16 protein-coding genes are annotated in these 21624 nt (G+C 53.7%); 3 read left to right on the forward strand and 13 right to left on the reverse strand.

Annotated elements, in window-relative coordinates; genetic code table 11:
• Positions 1-17 precede the first annotated feature (17 nt).
• Both GPK89_RS04020 and GPK89_RS04025 read left to right on the forward strand, forming a co-directional pair.
• On the forward strand, positions 18-7142 hold the full coding sequence (locus GPK89_RS04020; protein WP_215691681.1) for an MSCRAMM family protein: 7125 nt from the start codon (positions 18-20) through the stop codon (positions 7140-7142).
• 51 nt (positions 7143-7193) lie between these two features.
• A complete protein-coding gene (locus GPK89_RS04025; protein WP_215691682.1) occupies positions 7194-7577 on the forward strand; it encodes a hypothetical protein in 384 nt (127 codons plus the stop codon).
• Between the two features lie 107 nt (positions 7578-7684).
• Here GPK89_RS04025 and GPK89_RS04030 read toward each other — a convergent pair whose 3' ends face one another.
• The 6 genes from GPK89_RS04030 to GPK89_RS04055 all read right to left on the reverse strand — a co-directional run bounded on the left by GPK89_RS04030 (position 7685) and on the right by GPK89_RS04055 (position 11837).
• A complete protein-coding gene (locus tag GPK89_RS04030; RefSeq protein ID WP_215691683.1) occupies positions 7685-8122 on the reverse strand; it encodes a hypothetical protein in 438 nt (145 codons plus the stop codon).
• A 128-nt stretch (positions 8123-8250) separates the two neighbouring features.
• Complete coding sequence (locus GPK89_RS04035) at positions 8251-8568, reverse strand: hypothetical protein (protein ID WP_215691684.1); 318 nt, start codon at positions 8566-8568, stop codon at positions 8251-8253.
• A 199-nt stretch (positions 8569-8767) separates the two neighbouring features.
• On the reverse strand, positions 8768-9406 hold the full coding sequence (locus GPK89_RS04040) for a hypothetical protein (RefSeq protein ID WP_215691685.1): 639 nt from the start codon (positions 9404-9406) through the stop codon (positions 8768-8770).
• Positions 9399-10325 carry a helix-turn-helix transcriptional regulator gene (locus GPK89_RS04045; protein WP_215691686.1) on the reverse strand — a complete coding sequence of 309 codons (927 nt, stop codon included), beginning with the start codon at positions 10323-10325 and terminating at the stop codon, positions 9399-9401. Before GPK89_RS04045 ends, GPK89_RS04040 begins: the two co-directional genes overlap by 8 nt.
• 267 nt (positions 10326-10592) lie before the next feature.
• On the reverse strand, positions 10593-10913 hold the full coding sequence (locus GPK89_RS04050; RefSeq protein WP_215691687.1) for a hypothetical protein: 321 nt from the start codon (positions 10911-10913) through the stop codon (positions 10593-10595).
• 6 nt (positions 10914-10919) lie between these two features.
• The gene (locus GPK89_RS04055; RefSeq protein WP_215691688.1) at positions 10920-11837 is read right to left on the reverse strand and encodes a ParM/StbA family protein; all 918 of its coding nucleotides are present in this window, start codon (positions 11835-11837) and stop codon (positions 10920-10922) included.
• A 175-nt stretch (positions 11838-12012) separates the two neighbouring features.
• Between GPK89_RS04055 and GPK89_RS04060 the strand changes: the two genes are divergently transcribed.
• A complete protein-coding gene (locus GPK89_RS04060; RefSeq protein ID WP_215691689.1) occupies positions 12013-12228 on the forward strand; it encodes a hypothetical protein in 216 nt (71 codons plus the stop codon).
• Between the two features lie 324 nt (positions 12229-12552).
• Here the strand turns inward: GPK89_RS04060 and GPK89_RS04065 are convergent, their stop codons facing one another.
• From GPK89_RS04065 to GPK89_RS04095, 7 genes are all read right to left on the reverse strand, one after another.
• Entirely contained in the window at positions 12553-13932 is a 1380-nt protein-coding gene (locus tag GPK89_RS04065; protein WP_078785440.1) for a hypothetical protein, read from the reverse strand.
• Positions 13929-14714, reverse strand: a complete 786-nt coding sequence (locus GPK89_RS04070) for a hypothetical protein (protein ID WP_078785441.1) — start codon at positions 14712-14714, stop codon at positions 13929-13931. The genes GPK89_RS04065 and GPK89_RS04070 overlap by 4 nt, the downstream gene beginning before the upstream one ends.
• Entirely contained in the window at positions 14698-16143 is a 1446-nt protein-coding gene (locus tag GPK89_RS04075; RefSeq protein ID WP_215691690.1) for a sensor histidine kinase, read from the reverse strand. The genes GPK89_RS04070 and GPK89_RS04075 overlap by 17 nt, the downstream gene beginning before the upstream one ends.
• A gap of 10 nt (positions 16144-16153) precedes the next feature.
• Positions 16154-17503, reverse strand: coding sequence for a hypothetical protein (locus GPK89_RS04080; protein ID WP_215691691.1), 1350 nt, complete (start codon positions 17501-17503; stop codon positions 16154-16156).
• An 89-nt stretch (positions 17504-17592) separates the two neighbouring features.
• Complete coding sequence (locus tag GPK89_RS04085; protein WP_078785444.1) at positions 17593-18252, reverse strand: response regulator transcription factor; 660 nt, start codon at positions 18250-18252, stop codon at positions 17593-17595.
• A gap of 188 nt (positions 18253-18440) precedes the next feature.
• Positions 18441-20414, reverse strand: coding sequence for a hypothetical protein (locus GPK89_RS04090; protein WP_215691692.1), 1974 nt, complete (start codon positions 20412-20414; stop codon positions 18441-18443).
• A gap of 200 nt (positions 20415-20614) precedes the next feature.
• On the reverse strand, positions 20615-21613 hold the full coding sequence (locus GPK89_RS04095; protein WP_252261461.1) for a M28 family peptidase: 999 nt from the start codon (positions 21611-21613) through the stop codon (positions 20615-20617).
• Between the last annotated feature and the right edge of the window lie 11 nt (positions 21614-21624).

The following is a 21624-nucleotide window of genomic DNA, read 5'->3' on the forward strand; positions in this document are numbered from 1 at the left end:
ACGAAGGAGCTATGCAAATGCAATATAAACGCAAACATCGCTTATCTGCGGCGCTTATGGCGGGTGCTATGTGCTGCACGATGATTCCCGCCGCCTCGGCCGATGAGATTGCCACGCCGGAAACGGCAGAAGCCGCAGCCGCAGAAGCCACCAACCAAGTAGAACAGCCTGCGGCATCGGACGGCGGGCTGTCCGTGGAAGAAATCCAATCTCGGATGTATCCCAGCTTGCCGCAGACGGCTACCGGGTACTACCTCGACTCCAACGGTCTGCCGGTGCTGACCGGTGAGACAAAAATCAGCATCGAGGGTTGGGGCGATGAGGATTACCGTGACTACGATGCCGACAGCACGATTCAAGTCGCACTTGATGAGGGATTGCTCAATACCGACAGCGCCACAGCCTCTTTTCCCCGCATGGACGGTGAGGACTACGCCATCGTCCCCATCAGTATGCAGGTGCTGTATCCTGCCAACGGCGGCAGTGCGGACATCACATTGCCCGACAATGTAGAACTGCTGGGATACAGCTTCACCAGTGGCGACCTGTGTGCCGCCACCGAAGAAGAACGCCAGCGGCAGCTCCATTATGATTTTTCCGAAGGCACGGCATCGGTGGCGGGCATCTATGTCAAAGCTACCGAGGATTTCAGCGTTACGCTGACCTATACAGACTCGGAAAAGAGCCTGACAAAAGCGCTCCATGTCACGCTCGACGATTCTGCGCCGTTCCCTGGCATCCTGCAGGATCGTTTTGCACAAGAGGCACAACCTGCCACCTGCTCGGCAGACGCAGGTGTTGCAGCTTACGCAAGTTTGCAGGTCACGCAATGCGTTTACACCAGCGTGGGCTGGATGAACTATCTCGGCGGGCAGCCCGCCCTGTGTGCCGATAGCGGCAAATGGGCGTGGGGACCCGGTGCAACCTATGCCAACAAGTATCCGCCGGTAGCAAATTATTTCTCGGCGGGCAGTGTCTGGGTATTGGCCTCGTTCTTTGGTAAAGGCTGGACAGCGGATCAGGCAACCATGTGGGCACAGGGCTTCAACAGCGGCGCACCGTCCGCGGTTTCTGCTTGCGAGGTCGAGGATGCCACCGACAACAACGCCTATCTTGACCGCCTTGCGTGGCAGGCAGAGCAGTTTCCGGACAGCCTTGCCGGTGAAATCGTGAACGGTGCGGCGACCTATGCCGATGATACCGCCGAAACGGTGTACATTGGAACACTGTACGTTCCTAGCAACGCTGCGTGGCAGCGGTTTGTCATTCTGGATTATACCCCGGTCACGCTGGGCGGAGATAACGAGATCCCCGAACTTACTCCGGAAGGCCAGCCCATAGATAAACCGTGGAGCGCCAGCTATGAGCGCACCGAAACGCTGGATTTTTCGTATACCATCAACACAAACAAAATTCAGTTGGAGACTCTCGAAAAAGTTGACGGTGCAGGCATTGACATCGCCCCGATTCTGGATGGCATCCCTTCCGATATCAACGGTGGCAGTTGGACGATTACCCCGGCTGGCAAGCAGTCGGTAACCACTTCTGGCCACACGCAGGATAACAGCTACCATCTCAATGGCGGCGATGCCTCCGCTACATGGACGGTGCATTACAGCGTCAGCAAGTCGGCATCCCAAAGCGGCAGCGTAACGGCCAACAGTGAGCAGGATGCAGACGCACAGGCATCTGCGGCACAATCTGCTGCGCAGAGCGCCTGTGAAAGTCAGGTCAATGGTGAAATCGAAGCAGCGCTGTCGGCGGTACACGGATACTTCGATAGCCTGAAATTCAGCTATGACGAGGTCACCATCCCGCACGGTTTTGATTCAACGCCCGGTGCGCTGGGCAGCCACCAGACCATTACGGTTCCTGCCAACAGTTCCAACGACTATAAAATGCAGAACGATGAATGGTCGGTAAAAGTCAGCGTCGACAAAATCGACAGCGAAACCAAGCAGCGCATCAAGGGTGATGCTGAGTTTAAGATTTTTGAGTGGGACACCGTTCGGCAGTGCTATATCCCGTTTGGCGGATACAACCGGTACAAGGTTGAGCGCCAGTCGGATGGCACTTACAAAGTCATCAACCACAGCGACTATGCGGGCGGTTCGGATGATTTGTTCTATACCCAGCGCAACGAGGGCCGATTTGTTATCGTTGAAAAACGCGCTCCCAACGGCTACTATGGCGATTGGACGAATTCAACCAATCCCGGCACAGCCGGTTCTGTTCTTGGCAAGCGCGCCTATGCCCTTGAAATCACCAAGGCATTAGACTGCAAGACCATCCAATTGGGCAATGCTGATTACAACGCTGACGTTGGAACAGCCGATAATGGTGGCACCCTCATCGACACCGGCGAGGGCATTGTTAGCATTACGTTTGGTGACCGCAACGGCAACAAAGTCTATAATACTGACCCTACTGGAATTGCCAGCAATGAGAAGTCCTACACCATGCGCGCTGATTCCGTCACCATGCAGAACGACCACGCTCTCGGCAGCATTACGCTCTCCAAAGTAGACTTGGACGCCGCGCGGTATCTGGCCGCAGGCAGTAATGGCGACTCAACACTCGAAGGCGCCGTGTATGACCTGTACGCCGCCGAGGATATTTATCACCCGGACGGCGTTTCCGGCATCGTCGATTACTCCAAAATCACAGATGCCAGCGGCACACCCATTTGGCACACCACCGTGCTTACCAACGGCGCTTGGAAGTCCGATTATCTCCCGGTGTTGAAAAAAGACCATCTTGTTGCCTCCACCGCCATTAAGGACGGCAAGCTGGCGTTTTCCAATCTCTACTTAGGTCGTTACTACCTTGTGGAGCGCACCACCGGCATCGTGATCCCGGTGGATTCCAACGGGCAGTATTACCTCTCCGGCAAGTATCCGCTTCTCAATAAAAAGCTGGAGCCTACCGGCAGCTATGCCGCCCTCGCCGGCAGCGGTACGGAATATACCGACTATGTCTACCGCAATCAGTATTCTGCTGTTGCCGAGAGCCGCGCCCTGGACGGCAGCAAGACCTATGACGGCTACTACCTCTCCTTTGCAAAAGGCTATCTCTGTGATGAAGTCAACCACTATCAATCCCTTACTTATGCAGATGAATCCACTTACGTTGTCCGCACCGAAGACCAGACGCAGGATGAAGTGCTGAAATCCGGGTTCAGCCTGCAAAAGCTGGTGTCCACCACCGGGCAGCCCTCGCCCGCCATCAAGCTGGGCGGTGCCGGGTTCAAGGTGTACCGTGTATCGCTGCTGAGCAAGGCTGACCAGTTCACCAAAAATGCCGATGGCAGCTACGATGCCGCCAGCATTCTGGAAGCCTACCGTAAATCCAGCTACGATCAGGACACGCTGAAATTTGATTTTTCTAACGAAGAACAGGCTGTTGCCACGATGTACGAGAGCGACACCACCTCTGTTACCCGCTATAATGCCACCTTGACCGCAGACAGCGATTTTGCCAACGGGCAGGGCCTTGGCTGGGTTCCGACCAACAACTCGCAGGAATACCGCCTGTCCGAAATCTTTACGAACGAAGAAGGCATCCTGCGTGTGCAGGGGCTCCCCAACGGCCAGTACATCGTCGTGGAAACCACCGTACCGAAAGATGTTTTTCAGGCTGAACCGTTCCTTGTCACTGTCAATGCGTCCAGCCCGCAGAGCAGCTTTACTATGCCTGCCGGCAGTATCACAACGCCCAGCGGCAGCTACATGACCTACAACATTCTGGACGAAGAGTTGGAGGGTTACTTGCAGCTTGTCAAAATCGACATTGAAACTGGCAAGCCTGTCAAAATTGCCGACACTGCGTTCAACATTTACTACATTGTCGAGGACGGTCGTGAAACACTTTTGGAGATGAACGACCCGAAATCCGGCAATGCCTGGGCAAAGACCAGCACTTTCTATACCGATTCCAACGGCGAAATGAAGACCCCGGAAAAACTGCCGCTGGGCAGGTACCGCATCGTCGAGATCGAAGGTCCACGCGGGTATTTCAACGACCGCCAGTACAATGTCGTGTTTGAGCTGACCTCGGACCGTGTGTATCAGGTCAGCGGCGGCAGCGCCGATGGCATGGATGACTATGTTGTCACTGAAAACTACTATAACCACGAGACACTGGGGCAAATCAAGATCCGCAAAATCGGCAACGTGCTGACCGGGTATGAGAACGGGCAGTTCGTGTACGAGACGGATAACCTTGCCAATGCCACCTATGAGATCCACGCGCAGGGCGACATTCCCACGCCGGACAATCAAGGTACGCTCTGGTACGCAGACGGCGACCTTGTCGCCACCGTTACCACTGCCGAAGATGGACAGGTGGACGAAGTCCGGTTCAGCCCCACGCGAACCACTGCAACCTACGATTTTCTGAAAGTGACCCACGATGGCACCAAGGGCGAAGTCACCATCACGCTGCCGCTGGGTACCTATACGATTTCCGAGGTGCAGGCCCCCTACGGCTTTGTTCACACCGACCATACCTACACGGTGGTGCTGGACTGGGATAACCAATACAACGATTTAGTGCTTGCTAAGACAATCATCGACCACACGCAGGACGGTGATGTTGTGTATGATTACTCTATTATAAATGTAGGCAACGCCAGCGCCGAGCAGATTGAGAAGCAGGTCCTTGTCTTTGAGAACGCCCGTGTGCTGCCGGTCGTTGAGGAGGGCAAAGTCGGTGTCGGGCTGTATAAGATAGACCGCGACACCTGCGATTTGACCGATGAAGCGCCTTATGCAGACGGCTGTAAGACCCGCGCCTCCCTTTTGAACGGCGGCAGCAACCGCGCCGACATCCCGGCTGATGCCAAGATGGTCGCGGGCGCCGTCTATGAGCTGTACACCACAGACGACATTTACAGTATCTCCGGCGAGCTGCTGGCAACCGCTGATACGCTGCTGGGTACCGCCACCACCGATGAAAACGGCCTTGCCTACTTTGACGTAGATGTTTCCCTGCGCGGCGAACACTATGGCAGCAGCGATGCCCACGACTGGACGACCAACAGTGGCCGCTACTATCTGCTCGAGGTCAGTGTGCCGGACGGCTACCTGATCGAGCAAAGCGTGATTCCTGTGGAGTTCACCTACGAGAACCAGTTCATCGCGTGGCAGATCGTTGACTGCCTGCACTCCGACAAGCAGACCACCGTGGAGATCGACAAGCGTGCCTTCACGGCTGATTCCGATGGCACCTTTGCCCTGCCCGGTGCAACCTTGACCGTGACCGATTGGAACGGCAATATGGTGGATACTTGGGAGAGCGGTGACACGGTCCATGTGATTCGCGGGCTGCATCTTTCCCACGACTTTGCCGGGAACCGCGATAGCACCAAAATCTATACCCTGACCGAAACCCGCCCGGCAGACGGCTATACCACCGCCCGTTCGATTCAGTTCCACTTGGAACAGGCCACGGATGACAACGGCTACTTACAGGAAACGGCGGTCTGGGTGCTGCATGAATCCGAAGATGCCGCATACCAGTCCGGCAGCATTATCTCCCCCACCGCATTCTCCGATGACACTGTGGCTACGATTTCCGCCAAGCTGCGCGCTTTCTGGGATAAGCTGACGGGCAAGAATCCTGATGCAGACGGCGTTGTCATTGCCAACTGGTACTGTGTGAACGGCACACTGGTGGTGAATTTCACTGATGCCGCCAATGACCGCGCCATTGCCAAATGCCTGCGGGAGAGCGATTTCTCCGATTTGACGTTTGATAAGGTCTACTTGACCGGCGCGGCGGCTCCTGCATTCTTTGCCGATAAGCAGATTGCCGACAAGCCCGCCAATGCCGAAATCACCTACTCTGCAAGTTGGATTTTGCTGAAAGATTCCGATGGGTTCAGCCAAACCATTACAATGCTGGATGCCCCTACCCGCGTAAAAATCAGCAAGGCCGACATTACGACCCACGAGGAAATTCCCGGTGCAACGCTGCGCGTGCTGGATAAAGACGGCAATGTTGTGGACGAATGGGTGTCCGAAGATACGCCGCACTACATGGAGGCCGTGCTGGTTGCGGGCGAGACTTATACGCTGGAGGAAACCCTTGTGCCGGATAATTCTGGGTACGTGCCTGCCAATGCCGTTCAGTTCACGGTCGAGGATGACGGCAAGGTCCAGCATGTTTTCATGCAGGATGACTACACGAAAGTGCAGATTTCCAAGACCGATATTGCTACTGGCAAGGAAATCAGCGGTGCAAAGCTGAAAATCACGGACGCAGACGACAAGACGATTGCCGAATGGGTCACGGACGGCACACCCCACTATATGGAGCGCATCCCGATGGGTACTTACACTCTAACCGAGACGATGGCTCCCACCGAGCAGGGCTATGTCCGCGCCGAGAGCATCACCTTTGAGGTAGGCCCTACCGGGGATATTCAGCGCGTGGAGATGAAAGATGACTTTACAAAAGTCGAAATCTCCAAAGCTGACATGACAGACGGCCGCGAGCTGCCCGGTGCAAAGCTGAAAATTACCGATGCCAGCGGCAACACCATTGCCGAGTGGGAAACCAACGGCCAGCCCCACCGTATCGAGCGCCTGAAGCCCAGTGACTATACGCTGACCGAGACTGCTGCCCCTGCCGGGTATCTGCTCAGCGAAGAAGTACACTTCACCGTGCAGGAGACCGGGGAAATTCAGAAAGTCACGATGTATGATGCCCCGGCGCACGCGCTGATTCTCACCAAACGAGATATTGCCACCAATGCAAAGCTGACAGATGCCCGCTTAACGATCCGCGATGCCTACGGCACGACCATTGATCGCTGGACAACTACGGACGGCGACCATGCCATTCGCGTACTGCCGGAGCGCTCCGCCGCCAAAGACCCGCACAAAAATCTGCTGCTTTTGTCCGATGACACCAGCGAACACGTCTACACGATGGTGGAGGAACTGGCCCCGAACGGTTATCTGGTTGCCGAGAGCATTACGTTCAAAGTCATGCAGATGAACGATACCCTTGTTGTGTTCGTATGGCAGGACGGCGGTTGGCAGAAATCTTCCGAAGGGTATCTTGCCATGTATGATGAGCGCACCGACACACCCGTTCCCCTTATGAAAACTTTCCCGCAGACCGGCAATATTTTATAAAAACTGTGCCGAGTTGTTACGCTGCGCACAATTTGAGATTGGAGTGATATTTTGTCCGTTTCCTGTTTTACTTCCACCAATTCGCATCTCTGCAAGTTCCTGCGCACCACAGGCCGCGACTGGCGCAACACCATCTATATCGAGTGCGGCGACTGCCAGCGCGCTGTGAGCCGCGGCTGTAAAAATCTGCTCTGTGCCTTTGACACAGCCGGCGCGCCGGTGATTGTTCCGGTTCATGATGTGGAATACCTGTTCAGCACCACTGTGGACAAGTCCGAATGCCGCGCCATCCTCACGAAAGCCAACTTCTGTGAGCTGTACAAAGGCTGGATCGACGAGCATATCCGTAACCCTCACGCCTGCCCGTTGAATGATTTGTATGTCAACTGGGATGTTCCAGACCCTTGCGCGGCAAGAATATTCCTGAATCGGTAAAATAGAGACCAAATAACAACACCTCCCCAAAGTGATGCTTCATTCCACTTTGGGGAGGTATTCGTATTAGTAGGTGTTATACCCGCTATCTTTTGTATGAAAAACCATCAGATGTGACTGCGTCCTTCACAAAAAATCAGGGTACGCTCCTGCTCAAAGCAAAAAGTCTGATCCTCCAATACATCTGGATCTTCCATTGATGGACAATCATGGCACACTGCCTGGTAGCAGTCCACATAGTGATACAAAATATCCGTGCCATATTGGTAGCTATCACAGGCTACTTCCTCAAACCCATCAGGCAAGATATAGGAACGGGTAATGTCGGTAGTCTGCGTGCCACAACTTGGACATGTCACACTTTCAGGTTCCTTCAGTCCGATGGTAGTGCAGTGGTTTTTTCGCTTCCCGTTCACCCGTACGCTATAGCTGGAGAGATCTTCTTGCTTCTGATTTTCCGTATCTATGGCAAAGACCGTTGGTGCAAAGACCAGTATCGCCACACCAGCCGACGCTAACAGCATGGATAAAGTTTTTCGTTTCATAATTGACTCCTTTCTGGGATGCCTGCGGTAAAGTCGGCTTTGATTTTTTTATGGAATCAAAAATGTACATAAGGAAGCAAATATACGCAGTTTGATGGCCGTGCCTTCGTCAATAAATTTGCCATTTTTTATATATGCGAACGTCCATGACATACCAATTCAGTTTCTGTAGATTGCGTTGCTTGAGTTTGGCCGCACGCATAGCACGAGCCAGAATAGTCAACGATATACTTCGTAATCACATCTGTGCCATATTGATAATGTGTGCAGGAAACTTCAGTGGAGCCATTGGCTCTACGGCCGACTCTTGTCACGCTCCAGCCATTGCTTCCGCAAAACGGACATTCTGCCGCACGAGGTTGAACTTCTGCTGAGTCCGCAAAGGCCACCATACTGAACGTAAATGCACAGAAAATTGCCATAAGCAAACTGGTAACCTTTTTCATCTTGAACTCCTTGTCTAATTTATAGGTTGATTTCGGCTATCGTTTCCTTCTGCATCGGAATCACCTACCCTTTCTTCACAAAGATCCATCTCTATTTTTTACTGTTGTGGCATCAATATTATTGGCAACTGTCTTAATTTCATTTTCTGGTATTATAATAATAGCTGGAGACATAAGTGTAATTATTTGTTTTACGGCACTAATCAATTGGTGTCAGCGAATAATATACCGTAAAGGTAATCTTGTTCGGATTCATAGAGTTCATAAGAATTTTCGAATATACATTATTGGCATATCCATTGATGCTGAAGCTGGCATATGCCTTGGAATAAGAACTCGTCTTTACGCTATAGTTTTTATTTTCAGTTACGCCTGCTCCAGAATTTATATGTCCAATTGATGGTTGCTGTGATTCAACACTTGCTGATGTGATGTAGAATTCGCATGTGGGTGACAATGCGGTTATTTTGAAGTTGACCCTATGGCTATAACTCCCAATATAGTCATACTTTATGTTGCCCCAAAAGACATAGTCTCCATTCGAATTGTAATTATAACTAGCGCTTGTTGACCCCCGTGTCAATGTAATCGGTGCGCATCCAATCTCAAGGCATGCACTTTTACCATTTGACAGCGGAATTTCAATCTGCTTTACTTCGTTGGGTACAACATCTATCGTCACACCGTTTTCCAAATGCGAAACAATTTCCTTAAGAATCTCTTCTTCATTAACATCCATCGCACGGTTCTCCTGTGCAAATGCGCTTGTTGCAAACAGCACAGAAAGTATTAGTGTTGACATAATCAGAGCGGCCAATCTTTTTACCATTTTAGTCATTTCTTTCATCTCCTTGCATGTCGCTAAATAGTGCCTCCACATCATTATCAAACCTTGGACTAACAGTTGCCATACCATTATAATAAGGTTCACTTCCATCAAGAGAGAAAAACATCTGATAGTTGCTTCTCCCCTGCAGGAAATACAAATCTACGCCATCATATTTATCGCCGCTATGGTATTTTACGACAAATCGCATATGTAATGGATCCGAAATAACGATACCATCCGATGCGTCTGTCACTTGGTGTCTATATACAATATAGAGATATGTTGTCCTATCCGAAGGCAGTTCAATACACTGTCCGTAAATTCCTGCTCCCAGTGTTTCGCATTCATCTATCCATTCATTAATTGCCGAATATTTACTTAGTTGTGTGGCAGGAATTGAATAAAAATCTCTGTGCCGATAGTTTTCTCTTAGAATAATCCAGCTCGCAAGTATAGCAATTAATGTCAGTAGCGCAAGTCCGATAAAGCATATTCCACCAAAGAAGAACTTCTTTGGCGACTCGATTGGCATTCCTTTTATTTCGCGTACTACAATAACAAGTAATATTAGGACAATTGATATTATCGGCAAAAAAAGTAATGCTGCAATTCCAATAAAGAAAAAACACAGAAATGCAATACCAACGTATATTGCCCAAAGTTCAATCATCAATTTTTTTGTTATTTTCTTTTTAGAAATACTGTTTTTCTTGTCTTCACTCTCAACATCATCTATGGACGATTTCTTCTCTATATCCTGTAGTCCAAGAATATCCATCAGTTTATATGCATTTGCAACACTTGGTGTTGAAATTTCCTGTTCCCATTTTGCAATCGTCTGTCTCGATACTCCAAGTTCTGACGCCAATGCTTCTTGTGTCAATCCTTTTCGTTTTCTTGCTTCCGAGATTTGTTTACCCGACAACATACACTGCACATCTCCTTTCCTGAAAGTGTTTTTCTCTAATGTTAATTAAATCAAATTTTTCGCATACTTTCAAGCAAGTTTGTGACTACTTTGTGTCAACGCCTTGCTTTATAGACAATCTTTTTAGAAAACATATCCTCTCCCGCATGAAGGTCGAGGAGGCCAACGATAAGATTCGCGCCGAAATGAAAAACTGATATTCACTATTCTCCTTCTCAAAAAGGGCTTCCGCATCTGCTGGCGGAAGCCCTTTTTCTGTATAGTGCTTTACCCTCTAAAATCAGCCAAAGCACTGGCTATTAAATCTATTGGCGGCGAGGATATAGACGGCTCCTCTTTCTGCAAATCCGGGGTATGCCCAGCGTTCTGTTTTTCTAAGTATTCCTGTACGATTTGCTCAATCAGGGCGCGGTTTACCTGCGGGAAAGACTTCGTCTCTGCTTTTTCATAACACAAAATCGCATCGGCAAGATACTGTGCTTTGCCCCTGTCACGCTGCCGTTCCAAGTATTCTACAGCCCTCGCATGGTCTGGATTTTCCATGTCAAAGCGAACCGTAAAACGCCCCCTGTCCTTTTTTAGCTTCATGGTTCATCACGCCCCTGTCACTGTGCAGCGGTAAAGATACTCAAAACCTTTGGCGTTCGCGTTCACATCTTCCACAAAGATGGGATGTGCCACTCTGCCGGAGACCTCGATCTGCCGCCGCAGCAGGCAGGCACCGCCGCCCACGAAGATCACGCGTCCCGTGCGCAGATCAAGCTGCCGCTCGCGCAGCGCGCCCAGCATATCGTTGACGAACTCCTGCGCCTGATATTCTACCAGCGCGGCGACTTCTTCCCCGTAACTGTTTCCCTGCTCCTGCAAGAGAATGGCATCTACATCGGTTTCCTCCAACAGAACATCCAAGTCCGAGCTTGCCTTGGAGCGGATACGGTTGTACAGCAGGATCACGCCATTTTCCAGTGAATCACAAGTGGACAGGTCAGCGCGGCCGTTCTTCAGCAGCAGATAATCCGCTGTGAAGCCGCCCACGTCCAGAATCAGTGCGCGCGGCACCGTTGCCAGTTCGCCCAACATCATGGCCGCCGCTGCAAATGCCTGCGGATAGCACTGCACATTGCGGATCAGAATGCTGTACAGCTTGTCACGGTAGGAGAAGTAGATCGGTTCCTTGCGCTTGAAGTAGCGCATGAACGCTTTGTTCTGCGCGCCAAAGTGTGCGGGCGGCAGACCGATGGCAAGGTCAATGGGCATCAGCCCGGAGATATACGCGCCCTGCGCTTCGATTTCCTCCGCAATGGCAAACAGCGATAGGATAAAGAAACGCTCGTCTGTGGTTTTGTCCTTTTGGTACGGGATGCGCTGTGCGGACAGCGTATAGTAACTGCCGCCGTATTTCAGTACATCCCTGCCGTAAGGTCTGGTTTTACTTTTCTGTACACCGGAAACGATGGCGTTCCCGTGAACGGTTTTGACCTGTTTGTTGCCGTGGTCGATAGCAATAAGCATAACATCAACTCCCTTCGATGCTTATATTTACCTTATACGTTTTGAATACGTCATTTCCCAACAAATTTACGCATTATTTTTTCTTATACGCAATAATACGCATTATTTATTTGTTTGCATTTCCCCGGCGGGTGCGCTATAATGGGCAAAGTAAGTAAAAACACAGGAGTCCACCATGAACAAAACGCTTGAAATCAGTGCTATGCAGTATGATTTTCATACCTTGCTGAAAGTTTCCGATATATGCGGTCTTACCGGAGAAATCGGCTTCCATGACACGGACACAGGCTACCTCGTCAGCTTTCCCGATGACGACGGCAAAGTCGACCAGCGGATGGCCGAGTATAAAAAGCGGCTTGTCGATCTTGAAAACAACATCTGGAATCGGTAATTTGTGACCCGCCGGGGAAAATTCAATATAATTAAAGGAATAGCCCCTTCTGCTGAAATCGCATCAGCGGAAGGGGCTGTTATTATGATTTATCGGTATTTCTAACCTCTTATATGATCTTCTTCATCTTGTCGACATTTTGCGCCAATCTGCCGCATCAAGGACAATGTCGGTAATGAACGTAGCAATATTCAAGAAGAATGCCAGTATAATAGAGGATATCGCAAACTGCCAATATTGGCTTTCCAGAGCGATGGCATTTTGGCAGGTGCAGTGAGTTCCCGTCCTAGTAAGCAACAAATTGTACCTGATCATATTTTTTTGTCATTCTGCAAAGTTCAGCGGCGTAAAGTCTGTACTGCCTGCCAGCAGGTCGTCCAGCGCTATGACGCCGTAGACGTCCCAGTTCATCGGCCGGGTGTAGGTCGTGCCGTCCTTGTCCACGTCGTGTACCGTGCCGGTTTTGGTGTCGTAGGCGGCCAGCACGCGGCCCTGCTGAGCGTCCAGGATGCGGATATTCCGCACGTCCTTGCCAGGCACATAGCGCTGCTGTGTCAGCTCTGTCTTGACGCCGTTGCGGCAGAAATACTGGCGGGTCGTGTTGTCGCCCGTGCCGTTGCCGTTTTCATCGCAGCCGCACTCGTCCACCCACACCAGCCAGCCATCGGCAAAGCCGGTCAGGGAGTAGTAGCACTCCCACCCTGCGCGGGTTGTGGGAAAGCCGTCTGCTACGGGGGTAAAGCTATCTGCTGCCGCGTTCAGATAACCGACCTCCCCGCTCTGGTAGTTGCAGTTGGCAAGGCCGCTGCGGCTGCCCTCGGTCAGGATTTGGTAGTCGTTTCGGTAGCTGATCAGGTCGCGCTTTTCCATACCGTCCCCTGTCACAAACACCGTGCCCGCATCGCGCTCATAGCGCTGCTGCGGTGTACAGCTCCCATTGGCCAGATCCACTGTGCAAATCTGCATAGCCTTGGTCAGCGCATCGTTCGACTGTATCATCTTGGCAAAGGTCATCTGTTGACCGCCTACTTCCAACAGCGTGTACATTTCGGGGGCATACTCCCCTGTCCCGTCAGGCAGATCGTCCCATGTGCAGATTTTCTGTGCCTGACCGCCGGTCTTATCCACAGCCCACAGCGTCTGGCGGCGGTTATCATCGGTCAGCACACTGTAATAGAGGTTCGCATCATCCACAGCCACGCCGCGCCCCACAACGGACAAACCTGGCTCCACCTCCGCCAGCAAAATCCGCTCCGTGTGGTCGGAATTGATTCTTTCCCAGCGATAATAGCTGGTTTCATCGTTATAATAAAACGCCAACAGATACACTTCATCCCCATCGCCGTAGCAGAGCGTCACGTTGCCGTCGCTCCACGCGGGGCAGGCTGCGCTGTCATGGGCGCAGCCGGGCAGATTGCAGACAGGGCGCGCATCGCCAGTCTGCTCGTCGATGGCATAGATCAGCGCACGACCCATCGTGTCGGTATAGTTGATTTCACAGTCGTTGAACGCCTGATAATACACGCCGTCCGCAGCGGCGGTCAGCAGCCGCAGGGTGCCGCTGCCGATGCTTTGCAGCTGCTCGGCGGGGGCTGCTGCGGCTTCCGTGGCCGCAGTCGGTGTCGGCGTGCTGTCCGCTGCGGTCTGTCCGCAGGCTGTCAGGGCCAGCGCCAGCGCGGCAGTGATAGCAAGATATTTCTTCATGATATTTCCTCCCCGTATTGCGTGTTCAGTGCGGCAAAGGTCTGCGGCGTCATGCTGGCGGCGGAGAGCGTCACGCTGTACCCGCTGGCGTTCGCCACGGCGTAGACCTGCGCAGTCTCACTGTAGCCTGCTGCGCCGAAATCCCGCACGGCTGTGCCCCAGTCCGGGTACTGCCAGTCGGTAAACTCGTCCAGCCCCAGCAGGGCGCAATACTGCGCCACAGCGTCATCAGCAAGCGTATCACCCTGTCCTAAATCGTTCTGATAGTTAAAATACAGCGGTGCATCGTCATCAGAAAGAATCAGCTGGATATACACATGCTCGGTATCCGCGCCTGTGTAGATCTCTTCCGGGCTGCGCACCAGCTGCGTCAGGCCGCAGGGCGCAGTGTACAGCTCCCAGCTGCCGTAGTCCAGACGGCAGACCGAGAGTGCAGCGGCATAGCTGTCATCGCACAGCAGCCCGGCCTCGTGCAGGGCGCGCAGCGTCCGGCGGGCGCGGGCCAGTGCACTGCCGTCCATCGTGCCCGCCGTCCAGCCGCCGTCCCAGACGCTGTTGCTGCCGAGCGGCACCTTCGTCACATGCTCGGCGGCGTAGAGGGTGCAGGCTGTGGCATTGGCCCGCCCGGCTGCCGAAAAGCGCTCCCCGTCCGTGCGGATGTGGGGCGCTGCCAGCAGTGCGCGGTCCCACAGGGCGAACACCGCCAGCGGCAGCGCCAGACTGCACAGCACCACAGCAGCGCAGCGCAGGAAGGGGCGCAGCGTATCAGCTTTGTGTGTCATTGTCAGCCTCCCTTTCGCTCGGCAGCACCTCCGGCACGGCGATGGTCACAGTCGTGCCGACATGCTCGGTGCTGGTGATTTCCAGCTTTGCCCCGTGTGCCCCGGCAATGCGGGCGCAGAGTGCCAGCCCGATGCCGCTGCCGCCTGCGGCCCGGCTGCGGGACTTGTCCACCATGTAAAATGCCTCGGTCACGCGGGGCAGATCGGCGGCGGGGATGCCGCAGCCCGTATCCGTCACGGTGAAAACCACCTGCCCGGCGCGGCGCTCACACCGCAGGGTGATGGCTGCACCCTCGATGCCCTGACAGGCTCGCTGGGCATTGAGGGTCAGGTTGCGCAGCATATCCACCCACAGGCTGCGGTCTACCTGCACCACGCACCCCGCGCTGATGACCCGCGGCACAGGCGTGCTGCCCTGCGGCAGGCTGCGCACGGTCTGCAGCAAAAGCCCGGCATCTTGGCAGGGCACCAGCTCCAGCGCCCCGGCCTGATCCAGCCCCATCAAGGCCAGCAGACTGCGGCTCAGGTTCTCCAGCCGCTGCGTCTCGTGGTAGATATAGCCCGCTGCTTCCCGCTGAGTCTCGGTGTCATCGGGCCGGGCGCGCATCAGGTCGGCATAGCCGAGCATCGCGGTCATCGGGGTCTTGATCTCATGTGTAAACGCCGCAATAAAGTCCTGCTGGCTCTGCGTTGTTTTTGATAATTCGTTGATCTTGCCTTCCACCGCTGCGGCCATTGCATCAAAGCTGCGGCTCAGCGCGCCGATTTCATCATCGGTCTTGACCTGAGTACGCTGGGTGTACTCACCATCGGCAATTTTCTCGCTGGCCGTCTGCAGCGCAGTCAGCGGGCGGGTCACACGGCGGCTGAACAGCACAGCTGCCCCGCCGCCCAATACCAGCAGCGCCGCCGATGCCGCCAGCCACGCCTGCAGCTGGGCGTCACGGGTGGCGAACACCGCGCTCACATCGTAGGCGCAGAGCATATCGGCCCGCACACCGGGCAGGTCCAGCGGCTGGGTCAGCAGCAGATACCACCGCCCGGCCGCCCGGGTCAGCTGCCAGGCGTTTTCGCCGTCAGTCAGGGCCTGCTTCAGTGCGGTGCGCGGCAGTGCCGCAGGCAGGCCGGAGTAGAGCGAATACGCACCGTCCAGCCAGAGTGCCATGCTGCTGCCCGCATCGGCGGTCTGCTCGGCATACTGCTGGGCAGCGGACGCCAAAATGTAATTTTCAAACTGCGCGCTGTCCGTGGCCTGAAAGATGAACCGTTCCAGCGCGTATTTTTCTTTTTCCTGCTGGGCCTGCAGGGCCGTGCGGGTGCTGGCCAGACTGCCGGAAAAGCTCTGCCCGGTCAGCAGCAGCCCTGCCGCGCCCAGCGCGCAGGACAGCAGCGCAATGCAGCCCAGAGATAGCTTGGTTGCAAATTTCATCACTGTTTCCTCATACCAGATCGCGGCCCTGCAGCGTCACCTGCACCCAATCCTGACTGCCCGCTAGATAGTCCTTAACCGAAATGATCCCGTACTCTCCGCGGCAGGTGGTAAAGCTGTAAGGTGCGCCGTCCGTGCCGATGTCATTTGTTGTGTAGTAGATCTCGCCGTATTTCACAAGCAGCATCGTGTCGCTGGCTGCCACAATAAACGGACTGCGCTCGATGGATTGGTCTTTTAGCCATGTGGTCGGCAGCGGGGTGTAGACGCCGGTCTCAGGGTTCAGCAGCCCCTCGCTGTCATCGCGCACCATCACAGGGATCCAGCCGTCCAGCCTTGCGCCTTCCACGACACCGTATGATACTCCCTGCAGGTCAAGCTGTCGGGTTTGGGCTGTGCCCGCAGTCAGGTCAAATTTTGTCACCAGCCCCGATTCGTTCAGCACATAGGCCGCACCGTTGCGGACGAGCTGGACATTGCCCGCATCGCCACTCCATGTCATGTCGGTGTCGGTCATGCTGCCCGCCGTATCCAGCAGACAGAGGTTTTTCGTCTGCGCGTTCCGCGCCTGCTCGTCGGCGGCCAGCCATGCGCGCAGTTCCTCATCCGTGGCGGCCTCTCCGGCCGGGTTCAAGGGCTGCTGCTGATAGCCTCCACTGTGCTGCAAAACGATTTTGTCCTGCCAGCAGCCTAAGGCGAAATAGTCCTCGCCGTCCGGTATGCTGCGGGTAAAGAAGCACACCGCACCGCCCTCATCCAGACGAAAAGCGGAATATTCGTCATAGCTGCGCACAAATGTATACAGTGCTGTGCCATCCGTGTACCAGACATAGGCATTGGTCAAATCGGGCAGGGCGTTGCCCTCGGCCACGCGGCGGCGTTCACTGCCGTCCGGATTGCTCACATCCAGATACGCGCCGTCACTCTCATTGTAGCGGCCATCCACAAGCCAGTAAAGCCGGTCACCCACGGGCAGCAGCATGGCTTTCGGCACGCAGCCGTTCCGGATGGCCGTCATGTAGGCCGGGCAGCTTTCATCCGTATGGCTGCAGCCGAGCTTTTTGCAGAGAATACGCTGCTCGCCCGTGGAAAAATCAATCGTTGTGGCGAAGTATTGCCCGGCATCGTCAATGTTCATCGCGCTATAGACGGCATCTTGGCCCACCGCCGCGCCCCAGGTCGTGTAAATGGGCGTAAGCGTGTCCTGCACGGCGGGTGTTTCTGTGGTGGGCTCTGCAGTCTGCGCGGGTGCGGCGGCTGTCTCGGTGGTCGTGCTTGCAGGCATATCCTGCGGCGCGGCCGTGCAGGCCGTCAGCGCCAGCGCCAGCAGACAGGCGGTCAGCCTTGTGGTGTGTTTCATCGTAGTTATCCTCCTTTGTTTGTTGTACCCCCAGCATACCGCAGGATTGTTTCCGGTTGGTTACAGCTTCGTCACGGGCGGGTTACATTTTATTCCTTTTCCAGCATATACCCGATCTGCCGCACGCTGCGCAGGCGGTCGCCAAGGTTCAGCTTGCGGCGCAGGCGGGCAATGTGGGTGTCAAGCGTACGGGTGTCACAGCCCGTGCCGTCATCGCCCCAGACGGTTTCGTACAGGTAATCCCGGTACAGCGCCCGGCCCCGGTTGCGCAAAAATAACAGAAGTAAGTCATATTCCTTGCGGGTCAGGTGCATTTCCTCCTCACCGCGCAGCACACGGCAGGCCGCAGCGTCCACTGTGTACTCCCACATCGTATAGACGGCGGTGCTGCGCCCGGCGCGCCGCAGCACGCTTTCCACCCGGGCCACCAGCTCAGTGGGGGCAAACGGCTTGACAATATAATCATCCGCGCCACTGTTCAGCCCGCGCACCCGCTCGGCCACAGCGTCCTTCGCCGTGATGAAGATGCAGGGCGTGCCCGTGGGCCGCAGGTACGCCAGCAGATCGTACCCGTCCAGATGGGGCATCATCACATCGAGCAGCACCAGATCATAGCGGTTCTTTTCCAGCAAATTTGCCGCCGCACGGCTGTCGGTCACGGCCTGGCAGCGGTAACCCGCCTCCGTCAGGATGCGCCGCACCAGCATGGCAATGGCGGCTTCATCGTCCACAATCAAAATCGGATTCATTCAACAATCCCCCTTTATAATCCCTATTGTACAACAGAATGTTACATTTCGGTGAACTTTTAGCCAAAATTTACAAACCCATTTTTGCAAGTTACTTTGCCATGTCACACGTGAGCATAAAGTAATAGCCCCTTCTGCTGAAATCACATCAGCGGAAGGGGCTGTCCTTTTAACCTATGTGGTTTTCTTCATTTTTCCAACATTTTACGCCGATCTGCCACATCAATGACAAGCCCGGTAATAAAGGCGGCAATATCCAAGAAGAACGCCAATACAAGAGAAAATGCTGCCAGCTGCCAATATGGGCTTCCCAGATAAATCAGTGCCTGATCAACAGGGTTATGCTCTGAAATATAGAGGCGCTGTGCATCGTCCAGCTTATCAAGGGCATCTGCACGGTCATACTCCTGCCCGCTGTCACTGACAGGCAGACCACTGATTGTTGCCTTCAGACGCTCATTTTTCTCTGTCCATAGGGGCTCCCAGTTTTCCGTATCCTGTGCAGTGTCTGCCGTCATGCTGTCAATCTGGTTTTGCAGCGCGTCACCTGATGATTTCAGGACTGCGTAATCCTGTACCTTGCGGATAAAACTGTCCATATCATTCAATAATGTCTGAAAATCCGCATCCAATCCACTGTCCTGTGCGGCTTGCAGCTGTTCAAACACAGTGCGTGCCTGCTGTTCAATAGCTTCCGTATCCACATCTGTCTGGAGCAGCGCACTTTGGATACTACGCAGCGCCTGACCTGTCTGCACGGAGGCTGCATTTCCGGCAATTCCCAGCACACCTGCGTATCGTTGCAGGATTCCCTGCGCCTGCTGATAATCCTGTAAGTCCTGTTGTTGCTGATTTAGCGTATCCTGCAAGTTACTCAATCGGGATGCCGCACTGTTATAGGCACTCTGCAAAGCGTTAGTATTACTTCCATACGGCGCATTTCGCAACGCACTGGCTGCGCTGGTTTGCGCATCTGCTGCTGCCGTCAAGGCGTCCTGCGTCTGGCTTATCTGCTGCGTCAGCTGTTCGATGCGCGTTTCCACCTGTTCGGTAAGCTGTGTCAGTGCTGCGGCAGCCTGTTCGCGCACGCCGGAGGATGTTCCCTCCTGCGTGGCGGTCTGCATCACTTGGATTGCCGAAGCAATTTCATTTTTTGCCGCAAAGTCCGCATTATCGGCGTAGCTTGCCTTGTCCGCTGTCAGATCTAAGCCGGAAGGATTCTGTGTTGTTTCGGTATCGGCGGTCTTGCTGGCAGTGTACAGAGCCGCCACCTCGTCGCCCAGTGTTTCCCGCAGTGCATCACTGCTGATTTGTACAAATTCATCCGCTTTGTATAGTTCGTTTCGGTACACGGACTGAACCAACAGGCGGCTTTCGGTCTGCCAGCTTTTTTCATAGACCGTGCCAACGATAAAAACATAGCTGAACCACGAGGAGCAGAACAAGACAACGCCGCTGAGCGCCAGCACGCAGATTTTGCCGCGCAGACTATGTATCCAGCGCCAGAAGGTCGGCAGGTAAAAGTTCAGTCCCAGCAGGATGCTTTGTATGGCAAACGAGGCAAGATTAGCCTGCCACGCCTGTGAAAACACATAGTCCCGCATGCCCTGTGCGGTACTCCACCAGGAAACGATTGCCAACAATACTGTGGCAAGGCGCAGCAGTGTCAAAATCATTCCCTGCGAGTTTGTGGCTTTTGGTTTTAGCTGTCCCCCTACTTTTTGTAGGCGATTCCAAACATTGGTTTCGCTTGCTCCTGTCTCTTGCTCAACCGTTGGCTGCAACACTGCCTGTATCAACAGCGAAATTCCTTGAACAACTGCTACCAGTACCCACATACCGCAGAGACTGTTCATAAAGATTCCCGTATCGCTCAAAGGGGTGGGAATTCCCGCTACGCAGGTATTGAACACAAATGCCATCAGTGTAATAAAACCTGCCGCGGCGATCGCCACGGATTTTTCTGTGCTTTTTTCCCCACGCAAAAGCCCCACATAGCTGAAGAAATTCAGTACCAACAGCAAAATGTTCACGGTGACCACGCCGGATGGATTGGAAGAAGCCATCTGCTGGCACAGCAAAACCACCGCCGCAGTCAATGGAGGCAAAAGAAAAGATTGTCGTTTCCAGAAGCCGCCTTTATCCGATTTGTTCTCCATCATTATGTCCCCTCGCGCTCTGATTATTTCCTGTACACTTTATATAATTAGCATACCATAGCTTTCTGCATTTGCACAACGGGTCGCCATAAATTTTACATCTGCTTTACATGATTGGCAAGATACTGCACCGAACGCTAACCCAGTCATATATTTGCACCACTTCGCAAAAGGTCCTCTTTCACAGCGAAAGAGGACCTTGTTTACTTACATCCCAGTATTTCCAACGCCCTTGATAGGGGCATCACTTTCTGGCACTTAGCCTTTTGGGAGTCGTATCTCACTTTCTTACCGTCCGGCATTACTGCTATGGCGTTTTCTGTCAGGACAGCAGCTTTCAATTTTGGAACATAGCGATGAACCTTTCCCTGCCGGTCAATTTTGGCATGAGACATGATGAGTTCCGCTGTTCCCAGCTTGATTTTTGCTTCTTTCGGCAGCGGTGAAAGCCACTTGTAGGTTTCGCGCTCAGAAGCAGTATCCCACATAGAATACTGGTAAACTCGGCCGCCGAAGAAACTGTCCTGCTGTTCCCTATATTCAAAGTGTTCTGTCTGCTGCGTTACCATCTGCGCCACGCGGGCGGCATTCAGTTCCATCTCCTCTAAGTGGATGTACTCATGCCGTTGATGCTCGCAGTAGTAACCGCAGCTGATATTGACTGCCGCCGTTTCCAGATACGGTGCAATGTAAGATATATCACTGCACGAGCCATTGGCTGTCTCGAACCCAAACGAGGTAACGAAGTCCTCAAACTCCGGGTTATCGCAGCGGTAAAACACGGCATCATTGCTGCCACGACGGTCAAGTTCTACGATGTAGTTTACCTGCGGTCGTACAGAACCTCTTGTGAATTTCTTTGCGCCCACACAGCCAACTTCCTCGTCCTCACAGAACAGCACATGACAGTTTGCTGTACGCAGGATCTGCAAAATCATCCAGACACCGCAGCGGTCATCACCGCCGATACCCTGCGGCGACATTGCCACCGCCCCGTCTGCCGAATAGCATATCTGCTCGACAGGTTGGCGGTGAACCGTGTCCATGTGGGCCACCAGCAGTACAGGAATCGTTCCCTCGGCATATAGGTAGCCAGGCTTATCGGTGACAGGGTAACCCCTGCTTTTCAGTTCGGCTTTCAGCGTCTTTTTTAGTTCCATCTGCGGCAGACGCAGAATGGTCTCAAACGTCAATTCTTGCATGGATTCCTCCT

This window comes from Gemmiger formicilis, from assembly GCF_018784445.1.
Lineage (GTDB): Bacteria > Bacillota > Clostridia > Oscillospirales > Ruminococcaceae > Gemmiger.

What these genes read in the sequence shown, in the direction of transcription:
- GPK89_RS04065 (WP_078785440.1), bottom strand. Translation starts at nt 13,932, where the DNA reads ATGAAGAAATATCTTGCTATCACTGCCGCGCTGGCGCTGGCCCTGACA.
- GPK89_RS04090 (WP_215691692.1), bottom strand. Translation starts at nt 20,414, where the DNA reads ATGATGGAGAACAAATCGGATAAAGGCGGCTTCTGGAAACGACAATCT.
- GPK89_RS04070 (WP_078785441.1), bottom strand. Translation starts at nt 14,714, where the DNA reads ATGACACACAAAGCTGATACGCTGCGCCCCTTCCTGCGCTGCGCTGCT.
- GPK89_RS04035 (WP_215691684.1), bottom strand. Translation starts at nt 8,568, where the DNA reads ATGAAAAAGGTTACCAGTTTGCTTATGGCAATTTTCTGTGCATTTACG.
- GPK89_RS04020 (WP_215691681.1), top strand. Translation starts at nt 18, where the DNA reads ATGCAATATAAACGCAAACATCGCTTATCTGCGGCGCTTATGGCGGGT.
- GPK89_RS04050 (WP_215691687.1), bottom strand. Translation starts at nt 10,913, where the DNA reads ATGAAGCTAAAAAAGGACAGGGGGCGTTTTACGGTTCGCTTTGACATG.
- GPK89_RS04030 (WP_215691683.1), bottom strand. Translation starts at nt 8,122, where the DNA reads ATGAAACGAAAAACTTTATCCATGCTGTTAGCGTCGGCTGGTGTGGCG.
- GPK89_RS04040 (WP_215691685.1), bottom strand. Translation starts at nt 9,406, where the DNA reads ATGACTAAAATGGTAAAAAGATTGGCCGCTCTGATTATGTCAACACTA.
- GPK89_RS04095 (WP_252261461.1), bottom strand. Translation starts at nt 21,613, where the DNA reads ATGCAAGAATTGACGTTTGAGACCATTCTGCGTCTGCCGCAGATGGAA.
- GPK89_RS04055 (WP_215691688.1), bottom strand. Translation starts at nt 11,837, where the DNA reads ATGCTTATTGCTATCGACCACGGCAACAAACAGGTCAAAACCGTTCAC.
- GPK89_RS04060 (WP_215691689.1), top strand. Translation starts at nt 12,013, where the DNA reads ATGAACAAAACGCTTGAAATCAGTGCTATGCAGTATGATTTTCATACC.
- GPK89_RS04085 (WP_078785444.1), bottom strand. Translation starts at nt 18,252, where the DNA reads ATGAATCCGATTTTGATTGTGGACGATGAAGCCGCCATTGCCATGCTG.
- GPK89_RS04080 (WP_215691691.1), bottom strand. Translation starts at nt 17,503, where the DNA reads ATGAAACACACCACAAGGCTGACCGCCTGTCTGCTGGCGCTGGCGCTG.
- GPK89_RS04075 (WP_215691690.1), bottom strand. Translation starts at nt 16,143, where the DNA reads ATGAAATTTGCAACCAAGCTATCTCTGGGCTGCATTGCGCTGCTGTCC.
- GPK89_RS04045 (WP_215691686.1), bottom strand. Translation starts at nt 10,325, where the DNA reads ATGTTGTCGGGTAAACAAATCTCGGAAGCAAGAAAACGAAAAGGATTG.